This window comes from Rhodophyticola sp. CCM32 (assembly GCF_004751985.1).
In the GTDB taxonomy this organism is placed as follows: domain Bacteria; phylum Pseudomonadota; class Alphaproteobacteria; order Rhodobacterales; family Rhodobacteraceae; genus Rhodophyticola.
Genome location: NZ_CP038492.1, coordinates 864,324 through 881,021, shown reverse-complemented (window position 1 = coordinate 881,021; position 16,698 = coordinate 864,324). Strand labels below are relative to the sequence as shown.

At 63.5% G+C, this 16,698-nt stretch carries 13 protein-coding genes and 1 pseudogene; 6 read left to right on the top strand and 8 right to left on the bottom strand.

The features are described 5' to 3' along the window. The first annotated feature begins 27 nt into the window (after positions 1-27). Genes E2K80_RS04235 through E2K80_RS04225 form a run of 3 tightly spaced genes read left to right on the top strand, consistent with a single transcriptional unit; the run spans position 28 to position 1,510 of the window. Entirely contained in the window at positions 28-756 is a 729-nt protein-coding gene (locus E2K80_RS04235) for a heme ABC transporter permease (RefSeq protein ID WP_135373083.1), read from the top strand. Further along, complete coding sequence (gene ccmD, locus E2K80_RS04230) at positions 756-911, top strand: heme exporter protein CcmD (RefSeq protein WP_135373081.1); 156 nt, start codon at positions 756-758, stop codon at positions 909-911. The genes E2K80_RS04235 and ccmD overlap by 1 nt, the downstream gene beginning before the upstream one ends. Then, positions 908-1,510 (top strand): DsbE family thiol:disulfide interchange protein, encoded by a 603-nt coding sequence (locus tag E2K80_RS04225; protein ID WP_135373079.1) that lies wholly within the window; start codon positions 908-910, stop codon positions 1,508-1,510. The genes ccmD and E2K80_RS04225 overlap by 4 nt, the downstream gene beginning before the upstream one ends. A 42-nt stretch (positions 1,511-1,552) precedes the next feature. Here the strand turns inward: E2K80_RS04225 and E2K80_RS04220 are convergent, their stop codons facing one another. The 5 genes from E2K80_RS04220 to E2K80_RS04200 all read right to left on the bottom strand — a co-directional run bounded on the left by E2K80_RS04220 (position 1,553) and on the right by E2K80_RS04200 (position 9,741). Beyond that, positions 1,553-2,050 (bottom strand): MarR family winged helix-turn-helix transcriptional regulator, encoded by a 498-nt coding sequence (locus E2K80_RS04220; RefSeq protein WP_210405425.1) that lies wholly within the window; start codon positions 2,048-2,050, stop codon positions 1,553-1,555. Between the two features lie 196 nt (positions 2,051-2,246). After that, complete coding sequence (locus E2K80_RS04215) at positions 2,247-3,560, bottom strand: Ig-like domain-containing protein (protein ID WP_135373077.1); 1,314 nt, start codon at positions 3,558-3,560, stop codon at positions 2,247-2,249. Continuing rightward, the gene (locus E2K80_RS04210; protein WP_135373075.1) at positions 3,557-8,872 is read right to left on the bottom strand and encodes an Ig-like domain-containing protein; all 5,316 of its coding nucleotides are present in this window, start codon (positions 8,870-8,872) and stop codon (positions 3,557-3,559) included. The genes E2K80_RS04215 and E2K80_RS04210 overlap by 4 nt, the downstream gene beginning before the upstream one ends. Before the next feature lie 195 nt (positions 8,873-9,067). Continuing rightward, positions 9,068-9,337: an FAD assembly factor SdhE gene (locus E2K80_RS04205; protein ID WP_238475653.1), complete on the bottom strand. Its 270-nt coding sequence runs from the start codon at positions 9,335-9,337 to the stop codon at positions 9,068-9,070. Beyond that, entirely contained in the window at positions 9,334-9,741 is a 408-nt protein-coding gene (locus E2K80_RS04200; protein WP_135373073.1) for a helix-turn-helix domain-containing protein, read from the bottom strand. Before E2K80_RS04200 ends, E2K80_RS04205 begins: the two co-directional genes overlap by 4 nt. A 192-nt stretch (positions 9,742-9,933) precedes the next feature. Between E2K80_RS04200 and E2K80_RS19435 the strand changes: the two genes are divergently transcribed. Beyond that, entirely contained in the window at positions 9,934-11,136 is a 1,203-nt protein-coding gene (locus E2K80_RS19435) for a pyridoxal phosphate-dependent aminotransferase (protein ID WP_135373071.1), read from the top strand. A 559-nt stretch (positions 11,137-11,695) separates the two neighbouring features. Here E2K80_RS19435 and E2K80_RS19430 read toward each other — a convergent pair. The 3 genes and pseudogenes from E2K80_RS19430 to E2K80_RS19425 form a co-directional block, all read right to left on the bottom strand. After that, a pseudogene (locus E2K80_RS19430) lies at positions 11,696-13,507 on the bottom strand (3-hydroxyacyl-CoA dehydrogenase/enoyl-CoA hydratase family protein); the annotation flags it as partial. Positions 13,508-13,643: 136 nt separating this feature from the next. Beyond that, positions 13,644-14,225, bottom strand: coding sequence for an enoyl-CoA hydratase-related protein (locus tag E2K80_RS04185; protein ID WP_238475652.1), 582 nt, complete (start codon positions 14,223-14,225; stop codon positions 13,644-13,646). Continuing rightward, entirely contained in the window at positions 14,215-14,433 is a 219-nt protein-coding gene (locus tag E2K80_RS19425; protein ID WP_238475651.1) for an enoyl-CoA hydratase/isomerase family protein, read from the bottom strand. Before E2K80_RS19425 ends, E2K80_RS04185 begins: the two co-directional genes overlap by 11 nt. Positions 14,434-14,632: 199 nt before the next feature. Between E2K80_RS19425 and E2K80_RS04180 the strand changes: the two genes are divergently transcribed. Then, positions 14,633-15,394: an SDR family NAD(P)-dependent oxidoreductase gene (locus E2K80_RS04180; RefSeq protein WP_135373067.1), complete on the top strand. Its 762-nt coding sequence runs from the start codon at positions 14,633-14,635 to the stop codon at positions 15,392-15,394. Positions 15,395-15,993: 599 nt separating this feature from the next. After that, positions 15,994-16,692 (top strand): GntR family transcriptional regulator, encoded by a 699-nt coding sequence (locus E2K80_RS04175; RefSeq protein ID WP_135373065.1) that lies wholly within the window; start codon positions 15,994-15,996, stop codon positions 16,690-16,692. Positions 16,693-16,698: the final 6 nt, after the last annotated feature.

The window sequence follows — 16,698 nt, the reverse complement described above, 5'->3', positions numbered from 1 at the left end:
CTGACAGCCGCGCCTAAGTTTCCGGCCATGTCATTTTGGGAATATGCAAATCCACGCAAATTCATGGCCATTTCGGCCACCGTTCTGCCATGGGTCGCCGCCATCGCCGCCCTGTGTCTGGCAACCGGGCTGATCTGGGGGTTCTTTTTCACCCCCGATGATTTCCGTCAGGGGGCCACGGTCAAGATCATTTACCTGCATGTGCCCGCCGCGCTGATGGCCATCAACACCTGGCTGATGATGCTGGTTGCCTCGCTGATCTGGGTGATCCGCCGCCACCATGTCAGTGCGCTGGCCGCAAAGGCCGCCGCCCCCGTGGGGATGGTGTTCACGCTGATCGCGCTTTTCACTGGCGCAGTCTGGGGGCAGCCGATGTGGGGCACATGGTGGGAATGGGACCCGCGGCTGACCTCCTTCCTGATCCTGTTCCTGTTCTATCTGGGCTATATCGCCCTGTGGGAGGCCATCGAGAACCCGGATTCAGCCGCGGACCTGACCAGCATTCTATGCCTTGTCGGCGCGGTTTTCGCCATCATCTCGCGCTATGCGCTGATCTTCTGGAACCAGGGCCTGCATCAGGGGGCCACCCTGTCGCTGGATGCAGAGGAGAATATCTCAACTGTGTTCTGGTATCCGCTGGTCCTTTGTATCGCGGGCTTCATCTTTCTGTTTCTCACCCTGGTGCTTTACCGCACCCGGACCGAGATTCGCAGCCGCCGCCTGAAAGCGCTGATCGCCCGGGAAAGGATGGCCTGATGCCTGATCTGGGACGTTATGCAACGGAGGTGCTGCTGGCCTATGGCGGGTCGCTGGCTTTGCTGGTGGTCATGGTTGCCGCCTCTGTCTGGCAATCGCGCCGGGTCCGGCGGCGGCTGGAGGCGATGGAAACCCGGCGCGGGAAACCGTCATGAAGGTGAACTGGCTGATGGTTCTGCCCGTGCTTCTGACCCTTGGGTTTTTCGGGATCGCCGGGGTGCAGCTGATGACCAATCAGGATGCGCTTCAGCACGGGGTCGATACCACGGCTCTGCGGTCGGCGCAGCAAGGCCATGCAGCACCCGGTCTGGCGCTGGAGCCGCTGGCCGGAACCCCGACCCCGTTGCTGATTGATGACGATCTGCGCGGCAACGGGTTGATCATGGTGAATTTCTGGGCCAGCTGGTGCCCGCCCTGCCGTGCGGAACACCCGACACTGACAGCCCTGGCCCGGACCGGAACCCCGCTTTATGGAATCAATTATCGCGATCAGGAAGATCACGCGCTTGGCTTTCTGGAGGAGCTTGGCAATCCCTATGACCGGATCGGGCGCGATGATGCGGCCCGCAATGGCCGGAACTGGGGTGTGGTCGCCATGCCCGAGACATTCTTTATCAATGACGCGGGTGTGGTGGTGTATCACTTTCGCGGCCCGGTGACCCGGCGCGCGCTTGAGACCCAGATCATCCCGGCGCTGGAGACTGCCGGTCACAACCTGACCCTGCCAGCCCCGGTCTCTGACAGCAACGGCTGACAGACCGCATGGTCAGGGCTCCGCCCGCACGATCTCTCAACCTCAGTAGATATAGCGGATCTGGTCAGCCCAGTACCGTTCCATCCGTTTCAGCGAGTGGTTCACCTGATCAATCCCATCCGGGCCCAGAACACCATGGGCCTGCAACCCGTCCGCGTGGCGCGCGAAAAGATCGGCCACCATATCGCGCACCTCCCGGCCCTTTTCGGTCAAACGCACACGCACCGACCTGCGGTCAATTTCGCAGCGCTGATGGTGCATATACCCCATCTCGACCAGTTTCTTGAGATTGTAGGAGACATTCGACCCCTGATAATACCCACGGGTTTTCAACTCCCCCGCGGTCACCTCATTATCGCCGATATTGAACAGCAACAGCGCCTGAACCGCATTGATATCCAGCAGGCCCAGACGTTCAAACTCATCCTTGATGACATCCAGCAGCAGGCGATGCAAACGCTCCACCAAAGACAATGATTCCAGATACCCGGCGATGAAACCGTGCTTGGACGTCTCCGCAAGGGGGGCGTGCATACTCATTTGTAACTCCGCGTGTCTGCTCCCCCTCAGACTTGCGTGAAAAAAAACAACAATCAGTTAAGAGCAGATCATATTTGCAGGAAGACCGTGCAAATTGAAAATAATATCGACAAATCAGGGCACGGCCCTGCCGCACACACTCTCCTGCGGCCTGCGCAAACCCGGGCAAACCCCCGGCCCTGACAGACACGCCGCTTCAGAATTCCAGCCGCAGCCCCGCCTCGATCCCATAGCTGATATGCCCGTCGGCGCTGCCGATCCCGTCAAGAAACATATTGGCGCTGGCGGTCAGGCCCCGATGATTGTCAAACCGGTATCCCAGGTCGAACCGGCCCCGGGCAGAGCTTTCGCGGTCGATAAAGGCCGAACCGCCGCCATCCATACGGGACCAGATGCCCGACACCCCCCAGTTGATCATCAGATCCCCCGCCGCAAGCACAAACGGTTTCTCGAAATCCAGCCCGATGGCCAGCTCGCTCAACCCCACGGTTTGCGCCGGCACCAGCACACCGGCGGCATTGCGATAGGCATCCTGCCCGTCGCTGACATGGCTGAAACTCAGGCTGGGATAGGTGCTGAGCCCCGCGCTGTGAACCGCGCCGCTCAGGGTCAGCATCGCCAGCCAGCGGTCTCCGTCAAACTGCGCGGCAGGGCTGCCCGGCGCTGTCACGGTGTTGCTGGTCTGACCATAAAGCAACCGCCCCTCGATATAAAGCGGATGCCCCGGGAACTGCGCCACGACATAAGGCCCGGCCAGCCAGCCATGCCCCTCCACCTCTGTGCCCTGCGCATTGGTCATCTCGCTATGGTCAAGCTGGATCATCGCGCCCAGCAACATCGTTTCGCTCAACACGGTATGGCCGCCAAGAACCGCCCTTGCATAGCTGCCGCTCTGTCCGGTGTCATCCTCGCTTCGGGCGGCCTGAAGCGACATCCAGACAGGGCCGCGCCCATCTGTCTGCATCTCGAACCTGCCTTGCCCACGACTGACAGAAGCCGACAGGCGGCCGCTTTGCTGGCCGCTCAGAAACCCGCTGAGCCGGGGCTGGTTCGCCACCAGATCACGCGATCTGGTGGTCAGGAAATCCGCGACCTCTTCACCTGTGTCAGGTACGGTTACAGCCTGCGTCGAAACGCTTGCCGCCGCCGATCCCTCGCCCGAGGCATCCTGCGCGGCCCCCTGCGCCACACTGACGGTCAGCGGGCCATCTGCATCGGCTGTTACCCCCGCCTGATAGGTCTGCGGCCCGCCGGAAAACTGGCTGAGCGACGCGTTGCCCAACACGATATCATCGGCGGCAAACCCGGTCACGGGTTCCGAGAAGGTGAAGGTCAGGCCGGCCATCTCCCCCACCGCCAGACTGTCCGGCAGGCCCGAAATCTGCAATTGCGGCGGGGTGCCATCGGGCTGCACCGCAAAGACCGAGGCGGCCAGACTGGCATGGCCCGCCGCATCAATCGCGGCCCCTGCGGGAAGGCTGACCGTATGGCGCGCGGCGCGCGGGGTCACCTGAACGGTATAGACCGTATCGCCCCCGCCAGCCCGGACAGATCCGCATCGACGGTCAGAAAATCCCCCGGATCAAGCCCGCTCACCGGTTCGGAAAACCGCACTGTCAGGGTGTAGGGCAATGTTGCAGGCGATGGCGGCGTGCCGGAAAGGGTCACCGATGGCGGGCTGAGATCGGCGGTCACTGCAACCCGTGCCTCCTGATTGCCCAGCCCTGAGGCATCATGCGCCCTGTCCGCCGCAACATGCAGCACAACCGCCCCGTCGCCCAGGGGCGTCAGCGTCACCTCATAGGATGCGCCCGTGCCGCTGAACCCGGACAGGCTGGCATTTTCCGTGTTCAGATCCTCGACCCCGAAGCCGGTCACAGGTTCCGACACCCCGATTGCCACGCGCACCGGCCCGCCGATCAAAGCAGGCAGACCACTGACCGAGATCACCGGCGCGGTCAGATCGGCGCGGCTTTCAAGACTGCCGGACCGGTTGCCATTGCCTGCCGGATCATGGGCAAGACCGCCCGCAAGCCTCAACGTCACAGCGCCATCCGCCAATGGTGTCACCTGCACGGAATACTCCGCCGCACTGCCGCTGAAATCAGACAGGGTTGCATTGCTGCTGGTCAGATCCCCGATCCCGAACCCGGTGACGGGTTCCGAAAACCGGATATGCACCAGAACCGGCCCGGTGATCACCGGGCCCATGCCGCTGAACACAGGCTCCGGCCGGGTCAGATCGGCCCGGCCCTCCACCCCGGTCGAGGCGGTATTGCCATGGCCGCCCGCATCCGCGACCGCATCGGCGGGCAGGGCCAGCGTCACCGGGCCGTCGCTGCGCGGCGTCACTGTTACCTGATACACGGCCCCGCCCCCGGTCAGGCCGGACAGATCCGCATTGCCGGCCACCAGATCCGCCCCGGTCAGGCCGGTCACCGCTTCGCTGAACCGCAGGGTAACCACAACCGCCCCGTTGAAAAGCGCGGGCAAGCCGATAATCTCGACCGTCGGGCCAAGCAGATCGGCCCCGGCGCTGATCTCTGCCGAGGCGGTGGAGGCATTGCCCGCCGCATCTGTGGCAGCGGCGCCCTGCACCTGCATGCGCAGCGTCGCGCCGTCCGCCCCCGGGGTCACAGTGACCCGGTAACTGTCACCACTGCCGCTGAAGGCGGAAAGCGTGCCGCCCGCAAGGGTGATATCGTCGATCTCAAACCCGGTCACCGGTTCCGAAAACCCGATTGTCACAGGCACGGGGCCGCTCAATATCGCGGGCAACCCGCTCAACACGGGTGTTGGGGCCGTCCGGTCCGATTGCCGGGTGAAGGGCGGCGCCGCCAGAGACAGGTTGCCCGCCCCGTCCTCTGCCACCCCCGCCGCAATATTCAGGCTGACCTGCCCGTCCGCCATGGGCTCAAGGGTCAGATCATAGCTGTCACCGCTGCCGGAAAAACCCGAGACACGGCCGTTGCCGACAGTAAGATCGCCGGCATCGAACCCGGTGACCGGCTCGGAAAAGCGGATGGTCACCGGCAGACCTGCCCCATTGCCCGGGTCGGGGGCGGGGCTGCTGATCACGACCGAGGGCGCGGTATGGTCCAGATCGACCCAGTTTTCCGGCGCGCCCAAGTGATCGTCCATACCGCCGGACAGAAGCGGGTTGCCCGCCGCATCGGTGATGCTGCGCCCGGCGGCGAAATCCAGCACCACGCGCCCGGTGACATCCGCCAGATCGCCGCCTGCGGCAGTCACCCGCGCCTGTGTGCTGCTTTGCACCGCGACCGACAGGCTGGCGGAACTGCCGCTCAACACAAAATCCGCCGCATCGACAGCGCTGACCGCCTCGCTGAACACCAGATCCCAGATCAGCTGATCGGCCCGGGCGGGACTGCTGGCCGGGGTGGTGCGGGTGATGGCCGCCAGGCGCGGGGCCTCCGGGTCATAGCGGCGCGCCAGGCTGACCGGCCCCTCGCTGCCCTGCCCCAGAGAATCCTGAAACGCGGCGGCCGGAACGGTGATCTGCACCTGCCCGGCCCCGTTTGGCGTGATCCGAATCCGGGCGGTCCGGCTGTCGGGATAGGTGATCCCGGCGAGACTGCCATTGCTGATCTGCACCCCGGGCGGCGTCGCAGGCGGCACCACCACGGGCTTGCTGAACTCCAGTGTCACCAGCATCTCACCGGCGGCAAACGGATCAGAGGTGGCGGAGGAGGCGCTGATCCGGGGGGCGGCATTGTCCAGCTGCCAATCCGCTCCGCCCGCCCCTGTCCCCTGATGGCGCAAACCGCGCAGGACCAGTACATTGCCCGCCCCGTCGCGAATATCGGCCCCGGGGGCAAACCCCAATGTCACAGTACCGGTCAGCCCGGCCAGATCGCCCCCTGACACCTGAACCCGTGCGCGATCCGCCTGCACCGGATCGACCGAACGGATGGTGGCACTGCTGCCGGTCACCGCGAAATCAGCCGGGCTGAGACCGGTGACCGCTTCGTCAAAAACAACCTCCCATGTCAGGCTGTCGGCCCTGGTGGGGCTTTCGGTCGGGTCATGATACCGGGCCTCGATCTGTTCCGGCGGGCGGTTGTCGATCTGCACCTCGTAACTGCCCGCAGGCGCGGCCCCGGTCAGCCCGTTGCCTGCCGCATCGGAAACCCCGGTCAGGTCCACCAGATCAAGCGCCACCACCGCATCCGGCAGATCAGGCAGGTCGCCGCCCGCGAAGGTCAGATGATAGGTTTGGGGCGATATGTTCTGCACACTGGTCAGCGCCGCAGTGGTGCCGGTCAGGCGGATGACCGCGCTGTCCAGCCCGGTCACATCCTCGGAAAACACCAGCGCCCAGGTCAGGCTGTCCGCATTGCTCAATGCCGGGCCGACCCGGGTGACCCCGGTCAGGCGCGGGGCGATCAGGTCGATCCTGCCGCTGACCGGGTCCGAGGCGGTATTGCCATTGCCCGCCAGGTCCTGCGCGCTGTCGGCTGCAACCGACACGCTGACCAGACCGGACGCGCCGGGATCAGGCGTTGCCGTCACCCGATAGCTTTGGGCAGAGACCGCGGAAAACCCGCTCAGCACCAGCGTTGAGGGGGAGACCTGAAACCCGTCCTGCCCGAACCCGGTGACCGGTTCCGAAAACGTGACTGTCAGGGTCACCGGGCCGGTCAGATAGTCCGGCATGCCGGTAAGGGTCACGCCGGGCGGGCTGCGATCCAGCGGCGCGCTGATCTCTGCCAGCGCCAGATTGGGGTTGCCCGCCGCATCCATCGCCACGCCAGCCGCAACAGACAGCGCCAGATCATCCCCGGCCCCGGGGCTGGCCGTGACCTGATAGCTGTCACCGCTGCCGCTGAACCCCGATAGCGTGCCGTTGCCTATGGTGATATCGGCGATTCCGAACCCGGTCACCGGTTCGTCAAAGCCAATCGTGATCACCACCGGGCCGGACACTTCCAGAGGCAGGCCCGAGAGACCGCCACCGGGCGCGGTATTGTCGAGCAGATAGGTCTCTACCACGCCGGTCGCGGTCAGATTACCAAGGGCATTGCCCGGCAGATCGGTGATATCCTGACCCACTGCCAGATCAACACGGACCTCCCCCTCCGCCACCGCAAGATCACCACCGGAGATATGAAGCTCATAGAGATCCGCCGCCAGCGCGGTGACCTCTGCCGTGGCAGTGCTGCCGGTCACCGCGAAATCCGTGGCATCGACCCCGGTCACCGGTTCCGAAAACCGGACCTGCCAGGTCAGGCTATCCGCATTGGTCACAGCGAGCGCCGGGTTATCACGGGTAATGGCGCTCAGGCGCGGCGCGCTCCGGTCCGAGGTCACCTCAACCGCGACCGCCTGATTGCCATTGCCGGCGGCATCCACCACCGTATCGGCGGCGATCTCGGCCCGGATCAGCCCGTCACCCCCCGGCACCAGATCAAACCCATAGCGTGTGCCGGACCCGGTGAAATCCGCCACCGAGCCGCCGCTCACCACGATATCCGAGGCTGCCAGCGGCGTGACCCCGGCCTCGCTCAACCCGATTGTCACCGGAATTTGCGCGCTGTTGCTTAGATCCGCGACAGATATGGCCAGGGTGACAACAGGCGCTGTTCTGTCCGAGGTCAGGGTGATCTGTGCGGCAGCTGTATTGCCAAGCCCCACCAGATCCTCGGCCACATCCTCCGGCAGATCGACATGGATCATGCCATCGCCATCGGGGGTCAGATCGGCCTCATAGCGGGCATCGCTGCCGCTGAACCCGGTGATCGCCCCGCCGCTGACCAGCAGATCCCCCGCTTCAAACCCGGTGACCGGTTCGGTGAACACAATCTCCAGCGGGATCACCGCCAGATTGGTCCTGGGTGCAGCATTGCTCATGATCGTGGCGGCGGGGGCCGTGCTGTCGATGGTATAGGCGGGGTCATCCGTACCCGTCACCCCGGTATCCGCCAGCGCGTTTTCGGCCAGATCAGCGATATCCTGGCCCGCAGCGATGCCCAGGCTGACTACCCCGTTCCGGCTGTTCAGGTCGCCGCCGCTGGCGGTGATCCGGTAGAGGCTGGCCGAAACCGGGGTGACCGACAGGGCGGCGGTGCTGCCGCTGAGGGTGAAATCATCCGCGCTGACATTCTGCACATCCTCGTCAAACACGATCTGCCAGGTCAGCGGCCCGGTTGAGACAAGCGCCTCACCCGGGCTGTGCCGGGTCAGCGCGGTGATCCTTGGGGCAATGGTATCTCCCGTTGCGCCCGAAGGGTCAAAACTGGTGGCCCGCAAGGCCGCGTTTTTGGCGCTGCCCGTGCCCTCCACATGGGTCTCAACCGGTACTGTGATGGTCTCCCCCCCGGACATATAGCTGATCGAGCAATGATGGGGTGCCCCGTCAATCGGCAGATCATAATCCGCGAAGACAAATGAACCGGTATAGCTGCTGCTCAGAACCGGCGTGACCGAAGCACAGGTGAAGGACATTGCCGAGGCCGATTTCGGTTTGATCCGCAGCGTGATACGATAGGTCGCGTCTTCCGCTGCGGCGGTGTCCAGGCTGATCAACACCCCGGTTGTGGGCACCGAGCGGGTATTGCTGCAACTGCTGGCTGCAAGATCAACCCGTTGCGACAGAATGACCCCCGCCGCGCTGGCCGAACTGGCCGGGCAGGCAATCGTGTCGGCCTGTCCCGCACCGGCGGAAAGGCACCAGACCAGCGCGGTGAGACCGATGAACGCCAGACCGCGCGCACAGCGAAAATAACACCGGAATATTCTGGCATCCGCATGTCGCGCCGACCTGACAGGAACCGGACCTGAGAACCCGTTTTCAAAAAACATTTTCCCCCGCAAAATGCCCAACCTGTCATCAGGCATGCGCAAGAGACTGTTAATAAACGTTTAAAATTGTTCAGACTCTGTGGAGGTCATGCATCGGGACCCTCCCGGCGAAACACAGCAAGCGGTCGGATGTCACAAGATGTAAATCGGGATGGTCCGCTCCGCGCAGATCACCGCCCCCGTGGCGGCCGCGTCTCAGGCCCCGCCGATACGCACCGTCGCCGCCAGATCTTCGATGAAAGCGGCATAGGCTTCGGGGGCCGGTTGCTGGCCGGATACCCATTGATAGAGATCCAGATCAGCCTCGGCCAGGATCGCCTCGAACAGATCCAGTTCCGCCTCCGAGGCATGGGCCAGATGGGCCGCGGCCCAGCCCCCCAGGATCAGATCCATCTCTTTGATGCCGCGATGTTCTGCCCGTATTTTCAGACGTTTAAGGCGGATATCGCGCGGCTCCACTGTCACAGGCCCGTCCCGGACAATGCGCCCCTTAACTGCTTTTCCAGACGGCCCAGTTTCTCGGCCATCTGCCCCTGCTCGGCTTTCAGGCGCCGCAATTCGCCCAGTATCTCTTCCACCCCGCCGGGCATCGGCACAACCGGTTCGGGGCCATCCAGCCCTTCCCCCTGGCCGGTCAGCAACCACATGATCGACACGTTCAGCAGACCGGCCACCATTTGCAGCTTGTTGGCGCGGGGTTCGTTCTGGTCGTTTTCCCAGCCTTTGACGGTTTTCGGCTTGATCCCAAGCCGCCGGGCCAGTTCATTCTGGCTTAACCCTGCGGCCTCGCGCGCGCCTGCCAGACGGTCGCCGAATGTGGCGGTGTCATCGTCAAACCAGCCTGCTCCGAATATGGGCTCTTGCGTCATGGGGTCTCCTGCCGGGTCTGGCGGTTGCAGATATCGCTCGCGGGGCCGATCTTTGCACATCTCTGGCGGCATTGATCCGGTCCGGGCGCCGGATCAGCGCTTGATTGCGACGCGGCGCGACCCTAAGCATGGGCCTGCCTGATGTAAACCGGATCGCCTGACGCGGCCCGGCACAGCCCCCGGAGACCTGACATGCCTTTCCTGTCCGACACGCTCAAACGCGTCAAACCCTCGCCCACCATCGCCGTGTCGAACCTGGCGGCGGAACTGAAGGCAGCCGGCAAGGATGTGATCGGCCTGGGCGCGGGGGAACCCGATTTCGACACGCCTCAGAACATCAAGGACGCCGCCAGGGCCGCGATGGATGCGGGCAAGACGAAATACACCGCCCCCGATGGCATCCCGGAACTGAAACAGGCGATTTGCGCCAAGTTCAAACGCGACAACGGGCTGGAATATACGCCGGCGCAGGTCAGTGTCGGGACCGGCGGCAAGCAGATTCTCTATAACGCGCTGATGGCCACCCTGAACCCGGGCGATGAGGTGGTGATCCCCGCGCCCTATTGGGTCAGCTATCCCGATATGGTGCTGCTGGCAGGCGGCGAGCCGGTGATTGCCGAGGCGCAGGCCCAGACCGATTACAAGCTGACGCCGGAACAGCTTGAGGCGGCGATCACCCCGAAAACCAAATGGTTCATCTTCAATTCCCCGTCCAACCCCACCGGCGCGGGGTATACGGCGGAAGAGTTGAAAGGCCTGACCGATGTGCTGATGCGCCACCCCCATGTCTGGGTGATGACCGATGATATGTATGAACATCTGGTCTATGGCGATTTCGAATTCGCCACGCCCGCAGAGGTGGAACCGGGTCTCTATGCCCGCACGCTGACCTGCAATGGCGTGTCCAAGGCCTATGCGATGACCGGCTGGCGGATCGGCTATGCCGCCGGGCCGGAGGATCTGATCAAGGCGATGCGCAAGATCCAGTCGCAATCGACCTCGAACCCCTGTTCGATCAGCCAATGGGCGGCGGTCGAGGCGCTGAACGGCCCGCAGGATTACATCCCCGTCAATAACGAGACCTTCCGGCGCCGCCGGGATCTGGTGGTCGGGATGCTGAACGCGGCAGAGGGGATCACCTGCGCCACGCCCGAGGGGGCATTCTATGTCTACCCGTCGATTGCGGGCTGCATCGGCAAAACCACGCCTGCGGGCGTGAAGATCGACAGCGATGAAAGCTTTGCCACGGCGCTGCTGGAGGAAAAGGGCGTGGCGGTTGTGTTCGGCGGCGCCTTTGGCCTGTCGCCGAATTTCCGGGTCTCATACGCAACCTCGGACGAGAACCTGAAAGCCGCCTGCACCCGGATACAGGCGTTTTGCGCTGAGCTTCGTTGAAAGACGGGGGGGTGGAAAACTGCAGTTTTCCACACGGAATTCTGCAGAATTCCGCCTTAAATCCCCCGGTTTGACCCTGTAGCGCCACCTGCATCCGCTCGCGGGTCTCCTGCCGCGCCGCCATGCGCAGCACCGCCGCACGTTCCAGCGCCAGCAGTTCCACCTCGGGCATCGGTGTGGACGGGTCCGCGGTTGCCCCGCCTGTCAGAACTGCGGCCAGGTCCTCGGCAATCTCAAGCTGATGATCCGTCACCCTGCCTGCCCTGTGATCCGCCCTTGGTGCCTCCAGCACGGCTGCAAGCCCCTCGGCCCCGCAGACCGGCAGGCGAGCCCGGGCGGGCGGGGCATAGCCGTCGATCAGACCCCGCGCCACATCGCGTGCGACCCTATCCACCTCCCCCACCGGCATCACGACCGGGTCGCCTACCCGCAACAGCCCCTGTTGCTGCGCCGCGCGGGCATTGGCCGCCACCGGGCCGGGCAACAGCAGGTCAAGCACCTGACCTGCCGCCGCCTGCGGATCACCGCCACAGCGATCAAGCGCGCGCTGATAAAGCCGGGTGGTGCCGCCCCATCCGGGCAGAATGCCAAGTCTGGTTTCCGGCAGGCCAAGCCGGGCCTCTGCATGGCAGATCACGGCATCAGAATGCAGCGCCAGCTCGCAGCCGCCACCAAGGGCCAGTCCGCAAACCGCAGACACAACCGGGATGGGGGCATAGCGCAGCGCCGTGAAACTGCTATGTCCGCGCTGCAGATAGGCCTCCAACGCATCCGGGTTGTCGATCAGACCCGCAAACAGGGCAAGATCGGCCCCGGCCGAGAAAACCCGGGGCGTCCCGCCACAGATCACCAGAGCTTTGAGCCACTCGCCCGCCTGCGACAGGGTCTCGTCCAGCGCATCGAACACAGCAGGGGAGAAAACCCCCATCTTCCCGGTCAGCCGCAGGCAGGCGATGCCATCCTCACCCTCGTCAACCCGTGCCACATCAGAGGATATAATGGCTGCCCTGCCGGACCGGCGGGCCTGATCGCCCTTTGGGCGGGTCAGGATTGTGCCGTCAAGGGCAACCGCCGGAACATCCCCGTGAAAGAAGCCGCCCGCGGTCACGGCCGCCGCCAGAAGCGGCGGAACCGGGCGCCCCTGATCCGCAAGGCGGGCCGCGATCAGACCCGGACCAACCCGGTCGGCCTGCCGGAACGGCCCTTCGCGCCAGCCATAGCCAAGGGCAATGGCGGTGTCGATTGACGCGCTGTCCCGCGCGATGCCCGCGCCCACCTCAATGGTATAGAGCAGCAGGTTCGACAGCACCGTCCAGGCATAATCACCATAACGCCCACCCGCCGCAATCAACGCCGCCGGGTCGCGCCCGCCCCCGGGCAGATCAGGGGCCGGGGCCTGTGCGCGATATGTGAAACTGCTCAGGTCCAATGCATCCCGGCTGCCATCGTCAGCCTTGCGATAGAACCCGGCCCCTGACTTGCAGCCAAGCCGCCCATCCCCGATCATCCGCTGGCTCAGCGCGCTTTGCGCCAGATCATGCCGGTGACAGGCATCACTGTCAGGCAGGGTTCGGCTCAACTCCCCCCAGACCAGAGGGATCAGGTCGATCCCGATCAGATCAAGCAGCCCGAACACCCCGGTTTTCGGCACCCCGAAACCGGCAATGACCGCATCGGCCTCTTCCACGCTCAATCCCTGCGCCTCGGCCTCCAGCACGGCCATGGCGATGTAGTAGCACCCGATCCGATTGGCGATGAACCCCGGTGTATCGCGGCAATCCACCAGGGTCTTGCCCAGAACGCTCTGCCCTGCACCACGAATGCGATCAAGGGTATCGGCGCTCACATCTTCGCCCGCCACAATCTCAAGCAGGGGCATGTTCCGGGGCGGGTTGAAAAAATGGGTGATGACGAAATGCGCGGCAAATCCGGGCGACTGGTTTGCAATCAGCGCGGCCCGTCTGAGGGTCGATGTGTTTGACGAGACCACCGCATCGGGCGGGCGATGCGCCTCGATCCCTGCGTAAAGCGCGCGCTTGACAGCCAGGTCTTCAATCACCGCCTCCACGATCCAGTCAGCCTGTGCCAGGCGGTGCATATGGTCATCGGTATTGCCGACCCGCACCAGCGTGGCGGCCGCATCCACAATGAACCCGCCGGTTTTCATCTGCCGGGCCAGACCCGCCCTGGCAGGCCCGTCGCGATCCAGCTGCGTCCCGGCGATGTCGAGCAGATCGACCGGGATCCCCGCATTGGCAAACTGTGCCGCGATACCGCCCCCCATCGCGCCTGCACCGATCACCGCAGCGCGGCGAATTGGCCCGTCAGCAACCCCATGGGCCTGCGGGAACGGGGCAGAGACATCTGTCATGGCACGTGGCTTTCCGTATATGTGACCGTATATGTGACTGGCAGCGCAACATACGCCCCGGATCACGGCTTCATAGGTTTCGTATTATTACATGTAAATCTTGTATACACGAAGCGATGCCAGATCAATTCCGCCGTCATCGCCCGCGAAAGACCGGACGGGTTCTGGACAGAAACGCCGCAACCCCGGCCTTGAAATCCTCACTCCGCGCGGCGGCGACAAAAGCCTCTTTTTCAGCGGCCAGCTGATCCGGCAGGTTTGTACCTTGCGCCTGATTCAACAGGTGTCGCACCGCCCCGAACGCCTGTGTGGGGCCCTTCGCCAGACGGCGGGCCAGCGCCTGCGCCCGGTCCTCCAACTCCGGCTCGGGGCAGATCTCGGTCACCAAGCCAAGCGCCTGCGCCTCAGCCGCGCTGATCGGTTCCCCCAGCAGGGCAAGTTTCATCGCCGGACCCCGGCCCAGCTTGCGCGACAGATACCACGTGGCCCCGCAATCGGGCACGCCACCGATCCGGTCATAGGCCATCATGAACCGCGCCTCCTGATCCGCCACCACCAGATCGGCCCCAAGCATCAGGGAAAACCCGGCCCCTGCCGCAACCCCGCGCACAGCGGCGACCACCGGCGCCGGCTGTTCCGCCAAGGCCGTGATCGCCGGGTTCAGAACGCTCAACAGATCTGCGACCACGGCACTGCCGCGATCCGGGTCAGCGCCCATATCGGTCAGGTCCCCCCCCGGCCACAAAGCCGCGCCCCTCGGCCCCCAGCAGAATGGCCCTTGTGCTGGCTGTGGCAATCGCGCGATCCACCGCATCGGCAAACGCCTTTGCCAGATCAAGACTGAGCGCATTCAGCGTATCGGGCCGGTTAAACCGGATCTCCGCGACACCATCTTCCTGACGCAGGATCACAAGCGGTGTGGTCATGGCCCATCCTTTCCACAGGCAAAGGGGCGATACGCGGCCCGGGCAGGCCCGTTTCAAACAGAAATCCCCCCGGAATGGCGCATATGGTGTATTTTCAATTGCCAATACGTATACAGTCAGTAGTATCCCTGCACAAGATGACCTGGCGCGGGCGCCATCTGCCCTGCAACGGCCCGGGCGCAATAGGGAGGAGACCAGCATGGATCTGGGCCTGAAAGGGAAGAAAGCCATCGTGACCGGGGCCACCAAGGGCATTTGCCGGGCCACCGCCGCACTGCTGGCCGAGGAAGGCTGCGACATCGCCATATGTGCGCGCAACGCAGATGATGTGGCGGCGACCGTCGAGGCGCTTGCAATCCATGGCACCAGGGTCTGGGGCAGTGCCTGCAACATCAAGAAAGCCGATGAATATGAGGCCTGGCTGAATGAGGCCGCCGGGCAACTGGGGGGCTGCGATATCTTCGTGCCCGGGGTCAGTGCCGGCGGCGGCATGGAAGGCGAAAAAAGCTGGTATCGCAATTTCGAGATTGATGTTCTGGGCTGTGTGCGCGGCTTTGACACCCTGTTTCCGGTGATGAAGGAGGCGGGCAATGCCTCGGTCATCTTCATCTCGACCACTGCGGCGGTGGAAACCTTCATGGCGCCCATGGCCTATAACGCGCTCAAGGCGTCCCTGATCACCTATGCCAAGCAGATGTCGCAGGTCCATATGAAGCGCGGCATCCGCTTCAATGTCGTCTCGCCCGGGCCGATCATGGTGCCCGGCGGCGCCTGGGACCAGATCCGCGATCAGGATGAGGCATTCTATAATTCCATTGTCGCGCAACAGCCCGACGGGCGCATGGGCGACCCGGATGAGGTGGCGCGCTGCATCGCATTTCTGGCCAGCGATGCCGCCAGTTGGGTGACCGGCGTGAACCTGATCGTGGATGGCGGGTTTACCAAACGGGTGCAGTTCTAGGGTCAGGACCCTGCCCGCCGCGCGGTGCATAAATGGCCGCCGCCTTTATCGAACCGGTGCCGGGGCAGGATATGACTGTGCAAGATCTGCTGATCTGATGCGCGGGCCGGATCGCGGCCTATAAACTGCCGCGCTATATCCGCTTTGTGACGGGTTGGCCGATGAGCGCGACAAAGGGTCAGAAATTCCGCCTGCCCGGTAATTTCACAGCAAGGGAAAAGCTGTCACCGCGCCGCTGATGGCAACGGGGGTCCTGCGTTCAGACGCATATCGGCTTTTGACTGGGCATCATACCTTTTTTGTATACACAAGAGCAATAAAGTAACAGATTCCGGCCCGGGAACCTGCGCTGGACATCTCAAAACCCGGAACAGCTTCGATCATCCTCATTTGCAAACGGCCATTTTTTCCCTGTTTCCCATTCAAAAGGTCGCTTTTCTGCCGAAAAGCCATTGCCAGTCGAAAATACACGGCATGTCACACAAAAATATGCCAGAAACCAAAAGAGAGTGTAGACTAACCCATCCCAACGCCATATGGGCGTATATCCAAACAGGATCGCAGAAAAACCTACAGCAAAAAACAGGCAGGACCCCGCAATGCCAAAAACCAGAGGTGTCACACATTCCGCCCATGTTCTCGTCACGCTGGAAAACGACATATTCTCAGGCATCTTGCCTCCCGGGGCGTCTTTGGACGAAGAGGCGCTGGCGCAGCGGTTCAATGTGTCCCGCACCCCGGTCCGCGAGGCGATGCTTCAGCTGATCCAATCCGGTCTGGTGGAAAAAAAGCCGCGGCAGGGGGCCATCGTGGCGCGCACCGATGTGGGCGATATGATCCGCCTGTTCGAGGTGATGTCGGAACTGGAAGGTGTGTGCGCAAAATATGCCGCCCGGCGCATGACCGAGGCTGAACGCAGCCAGTTATCGGATACTCATGCCCGGTCAGATGCGGCGCTGTCCGCCGGTCGGGATGATGACTATTATAAACTAAGCCGCAACTTTCACCTGATGATCATTGATGGCACCCATAACCGGGATCTGATCGACATCACCAATAGGCTTGGGATCAAGCTGGTCCCCTATCGCCGGTTCCAGCTGTCCTATCCCGGGCGCTCAGACAGCAATCTCAAGGATCATGCGGCTATTCTTCAGGCCATCCTTGACCGTGACCCGGATCTGGCGGCGGAGCTGTCGCGCAAACACACGAATTTGCAGGGCGATGTTCTGGCGGAATATATCGCCACGAATTCCGGGAAAGCCGCCGAATTTGCCGGGTCGCATTCTCATGCAGGGTGACGCAAG

Bases quoted from the DNA above. Each gene is read 5' to 3' on its own strand.
- E2K80_RS04235 (WP_135373083.1), top strand. From the start codon at position 28: ATGTCATTTTGGGAATATGCAAATCCACGCAAATTCATGGCCATTTCG.
- ccmD (WP_135373081.1), top strand. From the start codon at position 756: ATGCCTGATCTGGGACGTTATGCAACGGAGGTGCTGCTGGCCTATGGC.
- E2K80_RS04225 (WP_135373079.1), top strand. From the start codon at position 908: ATGAAGGTGAACTGGCTGATGGTTCTGCCCGTGCTTCTGACCCTTGGG.
- E2K80_RS04220 (WP_210405425.1), bottom strand. From the start codon at position 2,050: ATGAGTATGCACGCCCCCCTTGCGGAGACGTCCAAGCACGGTTTCATC.
- E2K80_RS04210 (WP_135373075.1), bottom strand. From the start codon at position 8,872: ATGTTTTTTGAAAACGGGTTCTCAGGTCCGGTTCCTGTCAGGTCGGCG.
- E2K80_RS04200 (WP_135373073.1), bottom strand. From the start codon at position 9,741: ATGACGCAAGAGCCCATATTCGGAGCAGGCTGGTTTGACGATGACACC.
- E2K80_RS19435 (WP_135373071.1), top strand. From the start codon at position 9,934: ATGCCTTTCCTGTCCGACACGCTCAAACGCGTCAAACCCTCGCCCACC.
- E2K80_RS04185 (WP_238475652.1), bottom strand. From the start codon at position 14,225: ATGGGCGCTGACCCGGATCGCGGCAGTGCCGTGGTCGCAGATCTGTTG.
- E2K80_RS19425 (WP_238475651.1), bottom strand. From the start codon at position 14,433: ATGACCACACCGCTTGTGATCCTGCGTCAGGAAGATGGTGTCGCGGAG.
- E2K80_RS04180 (WP_135373067.1), top strand. From the start codon at position 14,633: ATGGATCTGGGCCTGAAAGGGAAGAAAGCCATCGTGACCGGGGCCACC.
- E2K80_RS04175 (WP_135373065.1), top strand. From the start codon at position 15,994: ATGCCAAAAACCAGAGGTGTCACACATTCCGCCCATGTTCTCGTCACG.